Genomic DNA, 13,686 nt, shown 5'->3' with positions numbered 1-13,686 from the left:
TCGAAGCGGTAGCACATGCCGTTCCTTTCCCGGATTATGATCAGGCGCGATTGGCGAAGTCGCGGACAACCCGTTGCAGCAGCGGCATGTAGTCGCGAAATGCCCGGGTCTTCATGTTGGCGATCTTGCCGGCCTCGTCCCAGATGCGGACCCGAACCGCTTCCTCGTGGAACGGGTTCTTGCGGAACTCGGCCACCTCTTCGGCGTTCATCGGCCCGCCTTGCAGCGACAGCGTGTGGACCGAGGCCTGCGACAGCCTGCCGAAATAGGTCGGGTCGGTAGCGCAGAGGTAGCGCTTGGCCGCGACATGCAGCCTGACGCATTCGACGATCACCGGTGGAAAGAACGGCGCCAGCACCTCGCCGCCGGCTTCGTCATGATGCTTGTCCTCGATATCGTCGGGCGAATAGGTGCCGAACTCGCTGGTGTAGTGGCCGATATCGTGCAGCAGTGCTGCCGCCACCAGCACATCGGGCGCGCCGTCCTTTTCGGCGAACCAGGCGCCCTGCAACATGTGCTCCGACATGGTGACGGGTTCGCCGAGATAGGATTCCGCCCCTCGGCGTTCGAAAATATCGGCGATGAATTCGACGATGGTGTCCGCGTTCAAATCCTGGCTGCTCATTCCGCGGCTTCCTTGAACTCGTGTTCGATCGCCGACAGCGTCGACAAAAGGCCATCCTTGTCGGCGTAGCAGCCCTGCAGCCAGCGCTTGCCGGCGCCGGAGAATTGCTTGCGGGCATGCATGACGCGGGTGTTATCGACGATGAAGGCCTGGCCTGCCTCGAGCTTGAAGGTCACTTCGAAGGACGGATCCTCGATCAGTTCGGCAAACCGGCGATAGGCGGCGTAGTAGGCCTCCATCTCCGCGAACGGCACATCGACCGTCGGCGCCAGCGAGCGGTTGTTGAAGCGGATGGCGATGAGTTCGCCATCCGGCCCGAGCTCGATCATCGGCCGCTTGGCCTGCAATCGCACGCCCGACGACCCCGCATATTCGAAACGCGCCGGGTATGAACTCAACAGCCGGAAGCCTTCGGGGTTTTCGGCCTGCAGCGCGGCCGCCACGGTAAAACCATCGACGACGCTGGATTCGCCGCCCTCCACTGTGTTTTCGATGCAGGACAGGATCTGCAAGGTCGGCACCGGATCGCGATAGGGATTGTCGGTATGCGCCTGCAGGCCAAGATTGGTGTAGGCCAGATTGGTTGGATTGACCTCGGCGCGCACCTCGAACCAGCGGCCGTAATTGGTCTCCCTAATATAGCCGAACAGATCGGACACTTTGCACAGCGCCCCGGATTCGGGCGGCAAATCGTCCATCACCGCGAAGCCGTAGGTCTTCACCGCCGACAGCCATTGCCGCAAGACGGCGCGGTCGCGGCTGGCAGCGACATAGCCGGCGCGCGGCACCGAATTCTGCATAGAGGCCCTGGTCCATCGCACGGTGCCCTCGCCTGTCCAGCCGGGCTGTCGGGCGGCATCGCGGTCATAGGCATTGGCGCTCAGCCATGCCGCAGGAAAGCGCACCGTCTTTCCCTCCGGTTCGAAACTGACTTCAAGCGCATCGCCCTTGATCGCGGCTGCGCCGATCCGCGTTTGCGCCGGAATGTCGAGAATGGTGATCAGCCGCTGGCCGTTGCCGGCGCTGCGCGTCTTGTCGTCGAGCGCATTGTCGCGCAACCACATGGCGTGAAAGCGAGTGCGCGCGCCGTCCTTCCAACCGAGGTCGATCGTTCTTCCTTCGTCGCCGATCAGCGCCTGGGTAAGCATGGAGATCCGTTCCTGTCCGCTGCGCCCCGCAGCCAACTCCGCAGGGTTTCCGGTTGCATCGTGATGATGTCGAAGGCATAACTCAAATTATCATTTTGCGGCCAAAGGCCATAAACGGTTTATGCCTCAAACAACCCTGCCCTTGCCGCCGCTCGACTGGCTGCGGAGTTTCGAGGCCGCCGCGCGGCTGTCGAATTTCACCGCCGCCGCGGCCGAGCTTGGCCTGACCCAGGCTGCGGTCAGCCAGCACATCCGTTCTCTCGAAGAGCGGTTGAAGCAGCCGCTGTTCATCCGCCTGGCGCGCGGCGTCGAATTGACGCCGGAGGGTGCCGCCTACCTGCCGCATCTGCAATCGGCCTTTGCCGTGATCGCCAACAGCACGCGCGAGTTGTTCGAACCCAAGACCGTCCAGAGCGTGACGATACGCTCGCCGATCTCGTTTGCCGTGCTGATGATCGCGCCGAAGCTGCCGCAAATGGCCAAGGACCTGCCCTTCGTCCAGCTGCAGATCGAGACCATCCACACACCGGCCGATTACGGCGAGCGCTTTGTGGGTCTCGACATCCGATTCGGCATTGGCTCCGGCTCCTTTGCCGGACGGCAGGCCGACCGCCTCACCCGCGAAACCTTAACGCCGATGGCGTCGCCAAATGTCGCCAAGGCCAAGGATTGGACAGGATTGCCGAGACTTACAGTGGTCGGCGCGCGGGAAATGTGGGGCGAGTGGTTCGCCGTCGCCCGGATGAAGCCGGCGCTCGGGCCCACGCACAAATTCGACAGTTTCGTTACCGCGTTGGAGGCGGCGAAGCACGGCGCCGGCATGGTGCTGGGATCGCGACCGTTGGCCGACGCGGCACTGCGCGAAGGATCTCTCGTTACCCTGTCCGGCTTTACGCTGTCGAGCGGTGCCGGCCACTATCTGACCGCACCTTCGGGCGCGCATCTGAGCCCGGCCGAAGAAGCGGTCCGCCGCTGGTTCGCAACGGTCTTCGGCGTCCCGATTTCCCGATAAGCCCCTGAATACGCGGCAAACTATTGGACGACGTGACGCGGCGCATAATTTGTCGCGATACTGCGCCAGGCCGGACGTCAAGCTTCGGCAGGGTTCCGCTCGCTACAGGCGGCCAAGAAAAATCGCGGAGGAAATTCAATGCTCGACAAGGCCCCCAACAAGAAGCTTTCCGACCTGCTCGATCGCTTCGGCGCGGCACTCGCCGCCGGTGACATCGACAAGGCGGTCGCCTGCTTTCAGGAGGATTGTTTTTGGCGCGATCTCGTCAGCTTCACCTGGAACATCAAGACCATGGAAGGCCGTGACCAGGTGCGCGACATGCTGGTGAGCCAGCTGGCCAAAACCAACCCATCGAACTGGGCGATCGCCAGGGGCGAGGACGCCACTGAAAACGATGGCCTGCTCGACGGCTGGATCAGTTTCGAAACGTCTGTGGCGCGCGGCTTCGGCCACATCCGGCTGAAGGACGGCAAGATCTGGACGTTGCTCACCACCATGGTCGAGCTGAAGGGCCATGAGGAGCCGGCCGGTTTCGACCGCCCGCTCGGCGCCAAGCACGGCCATGGCAAGAACCGCCCGACCTGGAAGGAGGAGCGCGAGAAGGAGGCCGCCGAGCTCGGCTTCAAGACGCAGCCCTATACGCTCATCATTGGCGGCGGCCAGGGCGGCATCGCGCTCGGCGCGCGGCTGCGGCAGCTCGGCGTGCCGACCATCATCGTCGAGAAGAACGAACGGGCCGGCGACAGCTGGCGCAAGCGCTACAAATCGCTCTGCCTGCACGATCCGGTCTGGTACGACCATCTGCCCTATATCGACTTTCCCAGGAACTGGCCGGTCTTCGCGCCCAAGGACAAGATCGGCGACTGGCTGGAAATGTACGCCAAGGTAATGGAGCTGAACTACTGGTCGTCGACCGAGGCCATGAGCGCTGTCTATGACGACAGCAAGAAGGAATGGACGGTGGTGGTGCGCCGCGACGGCAAGGACATCACGCTGAAGCCGAAACAATTGGTGCTGGCCACGGGGCAATCCGGCAAGGCCAACATGCCGAACTTCAAGGGCATGGACACATTCAAGGGCGACCAGCATCACTCCTCGAAGCATCCGGGACCCGATGCCTATGTCGGCAGACAAGCTGTCGTCATCGGCTCGAACAACTCCGCCCACGACATTGCAGCAGCCCTTTGGGAGGCCGGCGCCGACGTCACCATGGTGCAGCGCTCGACCACGCACATCGTCAAGTCGGACACGCTGATGGAGATCGGCCTGGGCTCGCTCTATTCGGAAAAGGCGGTTGCGAGCGGCATGACCACAGCCAAGGCCGACCTCGTCTTCGCCTCCCTGCCCTACAAGATCCTGCACGAATTCCAGATTCCGGCCTATGCCGAGATGAAGAAGCGCGACGCCAACTTCTACAAAGGCCTGGAGAAGGCCGGCTTCATGCTCGACTGGGGCGACGACGGCTCCGGCCTTTTCATGAAATATCTGCGACGCGGCTCGGGCTATTACATCGATGTCGGCGCCTCCGACCTGATCATCGACGGGTCGATCAAGCTGAAAAGCGGTGTCGACGTGAAGGAGATCAAGGAGCATTCGGTCCTGCTCAGCGATGGATCGGAACTGCCGGCCGATCTCATCGTCTACGCCACCGGCTACGGTTCGATGAATGGCTGGGCGGCCGATTTGATCTCACGGGAGGTCGCCGACAAGGTCGGCAAATGCTGGGGCCTCGGCTCCAACACCACCAAGGACCCAGGCCCCTGGGAAGGCGAGCTGCGCAACATGTGGAAGCCGACGCAGCAGGAGGCGCTGTGGTTCCATGGCGGCAATTTGCACCAGTCGCGCCATTACTCCCAGTTCCTGGCGCTGCAGCTGAAGGCGCGCATGGAAGGCATCGCCACGCCGGTCTACGCGCTGCAAGAGGTTCACCACAAGGGTTAGGCAGCGCCGCCGATGCGCTTCCAGTAGATGAGCGTGCCGGTCAGCCCGCCATGGGGCTTCAAGGCAAAGTCCGGTATTTCGCCAGTGAGCGTGAAGCCGAGTTTTTCGTAAAGGCCGGAAGCGCCCTCCTCGGTTGCGGTGTCCAGCACCAGAAGCGTGCGGCCTTTCTCGACGGCGAGCGTTTCTGCCGCCCGCATCAGCCGGCTCGCTATGCCTTTGCCGCGGTGTTCGACGCGGGTCATCAGCTTGGCGATCTCGGCCCGGTGCGGCTGATTATCAGGAAAGTCGAGCAGCACGGTCACGGTGCCGACCAGAACCTCGCCCTTCCATGCACCCAGCACCGCTCTTTCACCTCTCTCTGCTGCCACCAACGAGTTGCTCCAGAAAGTTTCCGCCGCTTGCCTGGATAAGGGATGCATGAAGCTGACGGAGCCGCCGTCCGCGACCGTCTCGATCAGGAGGTCGGCCAGCATGTCGCGTGTTCCCGCAGTCAGCGACCTGATTTCGATGGGACTCACCTGCACTTTCCCTTGCTAATCCAGACGCGCGACGCGGCGCCGCTTTCGTCTCGCCTTGATCGCGGCGATGCGATCGGTGTCTTTCGGCTGCAGATGCAGCCCGCGTTCGAGGATTTCGAGCGTGTATTCCTCATAGGTCAGGCCAAGCCGCTCGGCCTTTTCCATGCGCATCAGCATCACGTCACGGCTTGGCGCCTTCCACGCCTTGGCATGCGCTGCCTGCCAGGCCAGGAAGATGTAGGGATCGCCCTTGCCCCATGGCGGGCCCTTGTAATCATCGAGCGGCGGTCCGCCATTGTCGGAGCGCTTGGGACGTCTTGCCACGATTTCAGCCCCTGACCAGCGCAACCAGATAGTCGGCCGGCTGCGGTCCGACGGCATGGAACGTGCAGTCCGACGGCGCGCCGAGCGCCAGGCAGTCGCCGGGCTCGAGACTATGCACCATATCACCCTCGGTGAACTCAAGTCGCCCGGAGATCAGCCACATCTGCTGCTTGATGAAGGCATAGGACGCCGCCGGGAAACTCACACTGGCGCCAGCCGGCAGTTGCACCCGGATCAATTCGAGCGGCGTGTCGGAAACCGGCGACAGATGCCGACGGACATAGCCCGTACCGGGGTCGCGCCATACCGGCTGCTCACTCTCGCGCAGCAGGCCGCCACCTTGCTGCTCGGCGCGTGCTATCAGCGTCGACAGCGTCATGCCGAAAGCAGCGGCGATGCGCACCAGCAGCGCGGCCGTCGGGCTGGTCATGCCGCGCTCGATAGTGCTGAGCATGGCTTTGGAGACGCCGGAGCGGTTCGCCAGGTCGGCCAACGACCAGTCCCGCAAGGCTCTTTCGGCGTGGATTCGTCTGCCTATCGTGGCCGACATGTCATTCGCTATATCAGTCATTCGTCCAATATATCGAATATTTAGATTCGGAAAAGAGGCCGGCAGGTTGAATTTTCGCTGACCGGTTAACCCCTGCTACACCATCCCGCATCACGCCACCTTAACCCCGTCTGTGTAGGATCGAGGCTCCACGGGAATGGGGATCGGATCGTATGTTTGTCGAGCGCGAAGCCTCCGTCGGCGAACCGACCTCGCAGGAGCGCCGCCGCGCAGAGCAGAGCGACAAGCGCATTCTCGGCAACGTCGTGCAGTGCGACGGTGCGCGCGCCACCATCAGCGCCTATGCCGACGACATCGAAGGAGCGGTCACCGGCCTGTGGACCGTCGGCAAGATGATCTCCATCAATCTCGGGACATCGCGCACCGTTGGGCTGGTCTACGAAATCGGCAAGTCGGATCGCGCCTGGAGCAATGAGGGACAAAACCCCATCGAGGTCAGCGTCGAGCTGATCGGCGAAGTGCGCGACGGCGCCGAACCGGGGGCCAAACCGGTGTTCGACCGCGGCATCACCACCTATCCTCATATCGGCGCCATAGCGCACCGCATCCGTACCCGTGATCTGCAGGCGGTCTACGATCTCGCCGGGCGTCATTCGATCACCATCGGTACGCTGTCGCAGGATGAGTCGATCGACGCCAACATCGCTATCGACGACACGCTGGCGCGCCATTTTGCCGTTGTCGGCACAACCGGCGTCGGCAAATCCACCGCCATCTCGCTGCTGCTGCGCAAATCGATCGCGGCCCGGCCCGATCTGCGAATCCTCATCCTCGATCCGCACAATGAATTCGCGGCGTCGCTGCCTGAGTTCTGCGTCCGGGTCGATTCCAAGACGCTTGACCTGCCGTTCTGGATGTTCAGGCTCGAAGAATTCGCCGAAGTGCTGTTTCGCGGCCGAGAGGTCGTGCCGGAAGAAGTCGATGTCCTGCGCGACCTGATCCCCGCCGCCAAGAACCTCTATCGCAATCCCAATTCAGGCTCTTACGTGCGCCGCGGCAGCGATGCGCTGACCGCCGACACGCCGGTGCCCTACCGAATGGTCGATCTCCTCAAGCAGATCGACGAGCGCATGGGCCTCCTGGAAAGCAAGAACGACCGCCCGACGCTGAAATCGCTGAAGACGCGCATCGAATCCGCCGCGTCCGACCCGCGCTATCGCTTCATGTTCAATTCGCGGCTGATCGAGGACACGATCCACGAGACGATCGGCAATATTTTCCGTGTGCCGCATCATGGCCGCCCGGTGACCTGCTTCGAGATGGCCGGCATGCCGTCCGAAGTGGTCAATTCCGTCTGTTCGGTGCTGGCTCGGCTCGCCTTCGACCTTGCGCTGTGGAGCGAGGGCCGGCTGAAGCTTTTGCTGCTGTGCGAGGAAGCGCACCGCTATATGCCGGCCGATCCGCGCCTAGGCTTCGCCCCGACAAGGCATGCACTGTCGCGCATCGCCAAGGAAGGCCGCAAATATGGCTGCTATCTCGGCGTCGTCACCCAGCGCCCGGGTGAACTCGATCCGACCATCCTGTCGCAATGCTCGACCTTCTTCGCCATGCGGCTGGCCAATGAGCAGGACCAGGCGATCATCCGCTCGGCGATCGCCGATTCCTCCGCCTCGACGCTGGCCTTCCTGTCCTCCATGGGCCAGCGCGAAGCGATCGCCTTCGGTGAAGGCGTGGCGACGACCATGCGGCTGAAGTTCGAGAAACTCGCGGAGAACCTGATCCCCGGCACCGCCAAGCGAGAGCAGGACGAGTTCTCGCAGGACGGCAACGACGTCGATCTCGCCGCCATCGTCGAGCGGCTGCGCAACGTCCCGAAACCGCAGCAGCAGATGGCCTTCGCCGAGGTCGTGGACTCCGGCCGCCAGGCCGGCGATCCCGATTACCGCAAGCCGGCCACCGCCCAGCGCGTCCAGCCCGACGACGATTTCGACCTGCGCTACGGCCTCAAGCCCACAACCTTCGGCATGCGCCCGCAGAACGATTGACCTTCAGCGTAGCGTCTTTTTTGCCGGCCAATTGAGAAGCCGCCGGAGCGCCAGGGCTCGGCTTCGTTGGCCGCTTGGGTAAATCACGCCAGAAAATTCGTCAGGCTGAGTCGGTTGGTGTCGACTTCGAGAACCGGAGCGGAGCGGACATTGAGTCCGTGAGCACCGGAAGTCGAGAAAGCCACGTCAGGCAACCGGCCTCATGAATTCTTCTTCGGGATTTTAGGCGCAGACGCGGTTGCGGCCTTGCCTCTTCGCCTCGTAGAGCTGGCGGTCGGCGCGGCGGTAGAATTCCTCGGCGGTTTCTTTCCGATCCCAGACGGCGAGTCCGACGCTGGTGGTGATCTTGAGGCGGACATTGCCCGACAGCACCGACATGTTGGCAATCGCCTTGCGGATGCGTTCGGCGAACTTCCCCAACAACTCCGCATCCATGTTGGGCGTGACGACGGCGAACTCCTCGCCCCCAAGCCGCGCCACCACATCGTGGTAGCGCGTCATGCCTTTGAGGCAATTGGCGACTGCCCTAAGCACCTCGTCGCCGACATCGTGGCCATGCGTGTCGTTGACCTGCTTGAAATGATCGAGGTCGAGGATCATCAGCCCGACGGGCTTTTCGATGCGGCGGAATTCCTCGAGATATTCCTTCAGCGCATCATCGAAGTAGCGCCGGTTCTGCATGCCGGTAAGGCCGTCGGTCAATGCCGCATGCTGCAGCGTTTCCGAGCGGGCGCTGAGCGAAACCGTCATGGCGCGCAGCTTGCCCTCTTCCGTGGCCTGCCTACGGATCAGCGGGTAGATGAAGAACACGCCGAAGAACAGCGCTGTCGCCAGCAGCACCCCGGTGACAAACAGCAGCGTGTTGAGATAGGCGATCCTCTCGACCCGGGAAGTCGTATCGTGACCGACCGCGATGAACTGCAATTGACCATAGGCATAAAGCGTCACCAGGCCTGCGGCCAGGATCACGAAAATAAAGACGAAAAATGCGGATTCCGCCTTGTGGAAACGCATCTGCTCCCCGTTGGAAAAGTATCCGCCGGATCTGTGGCATGCTGGCGCCTTACGGACGGTTAATCCAGACAACCGGAGCGGGAATATTCATTCCTACTTCTGTTTCTTTAATTGTATTGGCAGCACGAAAATCAAATCACGGTTTGCAGGCGGTCGCCGGGCTGCAATCTCAGCCATTCCGGTCCCAGCTGATGGCGAAACCACGTCGTTTGCCGTTTGGCATATTGCCGCGTCGCTGCCTTGCAGCGCTCGATGGCCTGAGGAAAGCTGATGTCACCCGCCATGGCAGCCGAAAGTTCGCGAACGCCGATCGCCTTCATCGCCGGCAGGTCGGGATCGAGGCCAAGCGCCGCAAGCCGTTTGACCTCATCGAGCGCGCCGAGATCGAGCATGCGGTCGAACCTTGTTTCGATCCGCTCGACAAGGGGGGCGCGGTCCGGCTCGATAACGAAGAACCGAGCGCTGTCGCGGTCGATCAGCGGCCGGCCGCGCGCTGCCTGCCATTCTAGGATGGAGCGGCCGGATGCGTCGAGCACCTCCAGCGCCCGCACGATGCGCTGGCCGTCGGTCGGCTTCAGCTGCATGGCGACCGCCGAATCTTCATGCATCAGGATGCGGTGCAGCTTGGCTGCGCCTTGCTCCTTTAACTCGTAGCGCCAGCGGTCGCGTACCTGCTGCGGAATGTCGGGCATTTCCGAAATGCCCTCGGCAAGTGCGCGAAAATAGAGCCCGGTGCCGCCGACGAAAATCACCGGACGTTCAAAGCCGGCGTCATCGGGCTGTCGGGCGAGCGTGCCGTCATCGATCAGCTTCATCACGTCGCGCAGCCAGGCGCCGGTGGAATAGGCGGTGGAGGGATGCACGTGGCCATAGAGATAGTGCGGCGCGCGGCCGAGTTCGGCGGCATTCGGTCGCGCAGTCAGCACATCAAGCACCGAATAGCCCTGCATGGAATCGGTGTTGACGATGACACCGCCCTTGCGCTCGGCGAGATCGAGCGCCAGCGCCGACTTGCCGCTGGCGGTCGGCCCGGCTATCAGGATCGCGTCCTTCACGCGGCCCTCGCCCGCCTGCCCGCCCTCGCCTAGCTGCTTGGAAGCCTCGATGCCGCTCATTGCCACGCTTGTGTCTCACCCCGTCCGCCGCGCGATGTCGGCCTCGCTTGCGAATATGGCCTCACGGTCGGTCGGCGCAAGCGCTGTTCGCTGGCTGGGCGAAGGCGTCGCCTGCGATCTGGTGCTACCCGAGGGTGCGGAAGCCGCTGAGGCAAGTGCCGCCTTGCGCTTGGCACTTGGCTCCGAGCCGGTCGACGTGATCGTTCAGCAGGCCGAAAGCCGCCGCAAGACAATCCTGCTTGCCGATATGGATTCAACCATGATCGACCAGGAATGCATCGACGAACTCGCCGACGAGATCGGCGTCAAGGACCGCGTCGCCGCCATCACCGCACGCTCGATGAACGGCGAGATCGCCTTCGAGCCCGCCTTACGGGAACGCGTAGCGTTGCTGAAAGGCCTCGATACGGCCGTTGTCGACCGCATCATCGCGAACCGCCTGACGCTGGCGTCGGGCGGCCACGCCCTGGTGCAGACGATGCGCGCCAATGGCGCCTGGACGGCGCTTGTCTCCGGCGGCTTCGACGTCTTCACCAGCCGTGTCGCCGCCATGCTCGGCTTCGAGGAAAACCGTGCCAACCGCCTGATCGAGGAGAACGGGCGCTTTGCCGGCCTGGTCGCCGAGCCGATCCTCGGCCGCGCCGCCAAGGCCGATGCGCTGAACGATATCTCGGCCCGCCTCGGCCTGACGCCATTCGATGCGATTGCGGTCGGCGACGGCGCCAACGACCTCGACATGATCCGCCTGGCCGGCACCGGTGTCGCGCTCCACGCCAAGCCGGCCGTTGCTGCCGAAGCCAAGGTCCGCATCGACCATGGCGATCTCACCGCGCTGCTCTATCTCCAGGGCTACCGCCAGGAAGAGTTCGCCCAATGAAACCGATGCGCACCGAGCGCCTCATCCTGCGCAACTGGGAAGACCGCGATCGCGAACTCTTCCACCGCATCAATTCGGACGAGCGGGTGATGGAATTCTTTCCGTTCCGCCGCGACCGCGCCGAGACGGATGCCAAGATGGACGAGTTTCGGGGCTGGATCGCCGAGGACGGCTTTGGTTTTGCCGCCGCCGAGATCGCCGCGACTGGGGAATGCATCGGCTTCGTCGGTCTCTTAACGACCGATCACGTGCCGTCCCTGCCTTCCGATACGATCGAGATCGGCTGGCGGTTGGCGCCGGAATTCTGGCGCAAGGGCTATGTCACGGAGGCCTCCGAAGCCTGGCTCGCTTTTGGCTTCGAAACGCTTGACCGCGACGAGATCGTCTCCTTCGCCGTCGCGGCCAACCGCCGCTCGACGGCCGTCATGGAGCGTCTTGGCATGAGCCCTGACCCGGCTCGCGATTTCGACCACCCATCCATCCCTGACAGCCACCCGCACCTCAAGCGGCATGTCCTCTACAAACTGTCGCGCACGGACTGGCAGGCACGAAAAAGGGCGGCTCGCTAGCCGCCCTTTCCCTGAAGACAATCGGTTATGGGGCTTTCCGGACTCAATCCATCCGGATCGTCACGAAGCGCAACTCGCCTGTCTTGGACGCCAGCATCAAGAGCGCATTCTTGCGGCCCTGCTCCTTCAGCGCGCCGATCCGGTCCATGACGTCCTTCGGGGTCGCGACCGATTCCTGGGCGATTTCGGTGATCACCTCGCCGGCCTGGATGCCGCGCTCGGCGGCGGCCGAATCCTTGGTGACGTCGGTGATGACGACGCCGGAGACGTCGGCCGCGATGCCGAATTTTTTCCGTGTGTCGTCATTGAGCTCGCCGACGGTCATGCCGAGCACCGAGGCCGTGGAGACCGCGGGCGCCTTGTCGCCGCCCTTGTCCTCATCGGTAGTGCCGTCCTCACCGGCGGCGACCTTCTCGCCGTCCTCAAGCCGGCCGAGCGTCACCTTTACCGTCTGCTCGACGCCCTTGCGCACGATAATCACGTCGACCGCCTTGCCGACCGGGCTTTCCGCCACGACGCGCGGCAGGTCGCGCATTTCATGGATGTCCTTGCCGTCGAACTTGATGATGACGTCGCCGGCGAGAATTGTGCCGTTGTCGACCGGTCCGCCCTTGATGACGCCGGCCACCAGCGCGCCCTTGGCGGTCGCCATGCCGAGGCTCTCGGCGATGTCGTCGGTCACCGGCTGGATGCGCACGCCGAGCCAGCCGCGACGGGTCTCGCCGAACTGGCGCAGCTGGTCGACGACGCCCGAGGCAAGCTGCGAGGGGATAGAGAAACCGATGCCGATCGAGCCGCCCGACGGCGAGATGATCGCCGTGTTGATACCGATGACCTCGCCCAGGCTGTTGAACAGCGGCCCGCCGGAATTGCCGCGGTTGATGGCGGCGTCGGTCTGGATGAAGTCGTCATAGGGGCCGGAATTGATGTCGCGGTTGCGGGCCGAGACGATGCCGACCGTCACCGTGCCGCCAAGGCCGAACGGATTGCCGATCGCCATCACCCAGTCGCCGACGCGCATCTTGTTGGAATCGCCGAACTTCACCGCCGTCAGCTTGTGGCCCTTCGGGTCGACCTTGAGCACCGCCACGTCGGTCTTGGTGTCGGTGCCGACCAGCGTCGCCTTGAGCGTCACGCCGTCGGAGAAATTCACCTCGATATCGTCTGCATCGGCGATGACGTGGTTGTTGGTGACGACAATGCCTTGCTCGGCGTCGACCACGAAGCCGGAGCCCAGCGACTGCACCTTTTGCGCGCCGCCATCCTTGTCGCCGCCACGGTTCTTGAAGAAGTCGTCGAAGAAATCCTGGAACGGCGAACCCTCCGGCAGCTGCGGCATCGGCACCGCGCCCGGACCTTCCGTGCCCTTCACGGTCTGCGAGGTCGAGATGTTGACCACCGCACCGAGCAGGCCTTCGGCGAGGTCGGCGACCGAAGCCGGTCCGTCCGCGGCCACCGTCGGCGTCACCAAAGCGGGAACGGCAAGCGCGCCGACCATAAGTGCCGCAGCACCTGCGATGAACGTCCGCCTCGCCGCGCGCAGAAGGGTGTTGGATGTCATCGAAAGCCTCCCGGATTGCTGAAAAGAAAAAGCGCTTCGGCAAAACGCCGCGTCGCGTCATGTTGGCAAGAAATACGGCACGTTTGCGGCTATGGCCACATCAGGAGGATAAATCCTCCGTTACACCTTAGAATGGTTCGCCGTTTCGCGGAAACGGCGAACCGTTCGATCCCTTTGCTTTTACGCAATTCCGGACGGAAAACCGCTCACACTTTCCTGGAATTGCAGATCAGCGGTCCTCAGCCACGCACCAACCAGACGATGCCGACGCCGATGGCGATCGCCACCAGCCCGACGATGCGCAGCGCAATTTCCGGCGTCGACAGCACTTCGCCGGCAAGACGTTTGGCAAGGCCGGGAAAGCCGCCATAGACCAGACCCTCTACGACGAGGACCAGGCCTATGGCCGCAAGGAAATCCTGCACC

14 protein-coding genes are annotated in these 13,686 nt (G+C 63.2%); 5 read left to right on the top strand and 9 right to left on the bottom strand.

What is annotated here, in order from left to right; translation table 11 throughout:
- Positions 1-40: 40 nt before the first annotated feature.
- On the bottom strand, positions 41-625 hold the full coding sequence (gene tmpB, locus NLY42_RS17805; protein WP_023753505.1) for a (R)-1-hydroxy-2-trimethylaminoethylphosphonate oxygenase: 585 nt from the start codon (positions 623-625) through the stop codon (positions 41-43).
- Positions 622-1,773, bottom strand: a complete 1,152-nt coding sequence (tmpA, locus tag NLY42_RS17800; RefSeq protein WP_023753506.1) for a 2-trimethylaminoethylphosphonate dioxygenase — start codon at positions 1,771-1,773, stop codon at positions 622-624. The genes tmpB and tmpA overlap by 4 nt, the downstream gene beginning before the upstream one ends.
- 121 nt (positions 1,774-1,894) lie before the next feature.
- Here tmpA and NLY42_RS17795 point away from each other — a divergent pair, with 121 nt between their 5' ends.
- The gene (locus NLY42_RS17795; protein WP_023682083.1) at positions 1,895-2,785 is read left to right on the top strand and encodes a LysR family transcriptional regulator; all 891 of its coding nucleotides are present in this window, start codon (positions 1,895-1,897) and stop codon (positions 2,783-2,785) included.
- A 138-nt stretch (positions 2,786-2,923) separates the two neighbouring features.
- Positions 2,924-4,726, top strand: coding sequence for an NAD(P)/FAD-dependent oxidoreductase (locus tag NLY42_RS17790; RefSeq protein ID WP_023753507.1), 1,803 nt, complete (start codon positions 2,924-2,926; stop codon positions 4,724-4,726).
- Here the strand turns inward: NLY42_RS17790 and NLY42_RS17785 are convergent.
- The 3 genes from NLY42_RS17785 to NLY42_RS17775 are packed head-to-tail and all read right to left on the bottom strand — an operon-like array spanning position 4,723 to position 6,139.
- Complete coding sequence (locus NLY42_RS17785) at positions 4,723-5,244, bottom strand: GNAT family N-acetyltransferase (protein WP_023712474.1); 522 nt, start codon at positions 5,242-5,244, stop codon at positions 4,723-4,725. The genes NLY42_RS17790 and NLY42_RS17785 overlap by 4 nt on opposite strands.
- Before the next feature lie 15 nt (positions 5,245-5,259).
- Positions 5,260-5,568 (bottom strand): hypothetical protein, encoded by a 309-nt coding sequence (locus NLY42_RS17780; protein ID WP_023682084.1) that lies wholly within the window; start codon positions 5,566-5,568, stop codon positions 5,260-5,262.
- Between the two features lie 4 nt (positions 5,569-5,572).
- Positions 5,573-6,139 carry a helix-turn-helix domain-containing protein gene (locus tag NLY42_RS17775; protein ID WP_023668339.1) on the bottom strand — a complete coding sequence of 189 codons (567 nt, stop codon included), beginning with the start codon at positions 6,137-6,139 and terminating at the stop codon, positions 5,573-5,575.
- A gap of 152 nt (positions 6,140-6,291) precedes the next feature.
- Between NLY42_RS17775 and NLY42_RS17770 the strand changes: the two genes are divergently transcribed.
- Positions 6,292-8,124 carry an ATP-binding protein gene (locus NLY42_RS17770; protein ID WP_023753508.1) on the top strand — a complete coding sequence of 611 codons (1,833 nt, stop codon included), beginning with the start codon at positions 6,292-6,294 and terminating at the stop codon, positions 8,122-8,124.
- Between the two features lie 222 nt (positions 8,125-8,346).
- Here the strand turns inward: NLY42_RS17770 and NLY42_RS17765 are convergent, their stop codons facing one another.
- Positions 8,347-9,138 carry a GGDEF domain-containing protein gene (locus NLY42_RS17765; RefSeq protein ID WP_023668337.1) on the bottom strand — a complete coding sequence of 264 codons (792 nt, stop codon included), beginning with the start codon at positions 9,136-9,138 and terminating at the stop codon, positions 8,347-8,349.
- 131 nt (positions 9,139-9,269) lie between these two features.
- Entirely contained in the window at positions 9,270-10,253 is a 984-nt protein-coding gene (gene miaA, locus NLY42_RS17760) for a tRNA (adenosine(37)-N6)-dimethylallyltransferase MiaA (RefSeq protein ID WP_023753509.1), read from the bottom strand.
- Here miaA and serB point away from each other — a divergent pair.
- Positions 10,243-11,130 (top strand): phosphoserine phosphatase SerB, encoded by an 888-nt coding sequence (gene serB / locus NLY42_RS17755; protein WP_023753510.1) that lies wholly within the window; start codon positions 10,243-10,245, stop codon positions 11,128-11,130. The two genes, miaA and serB, sit on opposite strands and share 11 nt — an antisense overlap.
- Complete coding sequence (locus NLY42_RS17750; protein WP_286489243.1) at positions 11,127-11,699, top strand: GNAT family N-acetyltransferase; 573 nt, start codon at positions 11,127-11,129, stop codon at positions 11,697-11,699. Before serB ends, NLY42_RS17750 begins: the two co-directional genes overlap by 4 nt.
- A gap of 43 nt (positions 11,700-11,742) precedes the next feature.
- Here NLY42_RS17750 and NLY42_RS17745 read toward each other — a convergent pair whose 3' ends face one another.
- Positions 11,743-13,260, bottom strand: a complete 1,518-nt coding sequence (locus NLY42_RS17745) for a DegQ family serine endoprotease (RefSeq protein WP_023753511.1) — start codon at positions 13,258-13,260, stop codon at positions 11,743-11,745.
- Positions 13,261-13,499: 239 nt separating this feature from the next.
- Complete coding sequence (locus NLY42_RS17740; protein ID WP_023668333.1) at positions 13,500-13,685, bottom strand: DUF2065 domain-containing protein; 186 nt, start codon at positions 13,683-13,685, stop codon at positions 13,500-13,502.
- Position 13,686: the final 1 nt, after the last annotated feature.

This window comes from Mesorhizobium sp. C372A, from assembly GCF_030323245.1.
In the GTDB taxonomy this organism is placed as follows: Bacteria; Pseudomonadota; Alphaproteobacteria; order Rhizobiales; family Rhizobiaceae; genus Mesorhizobium.
This window is presented reverse-complemented; position numbering and strand designations above follow the sequence as displayed.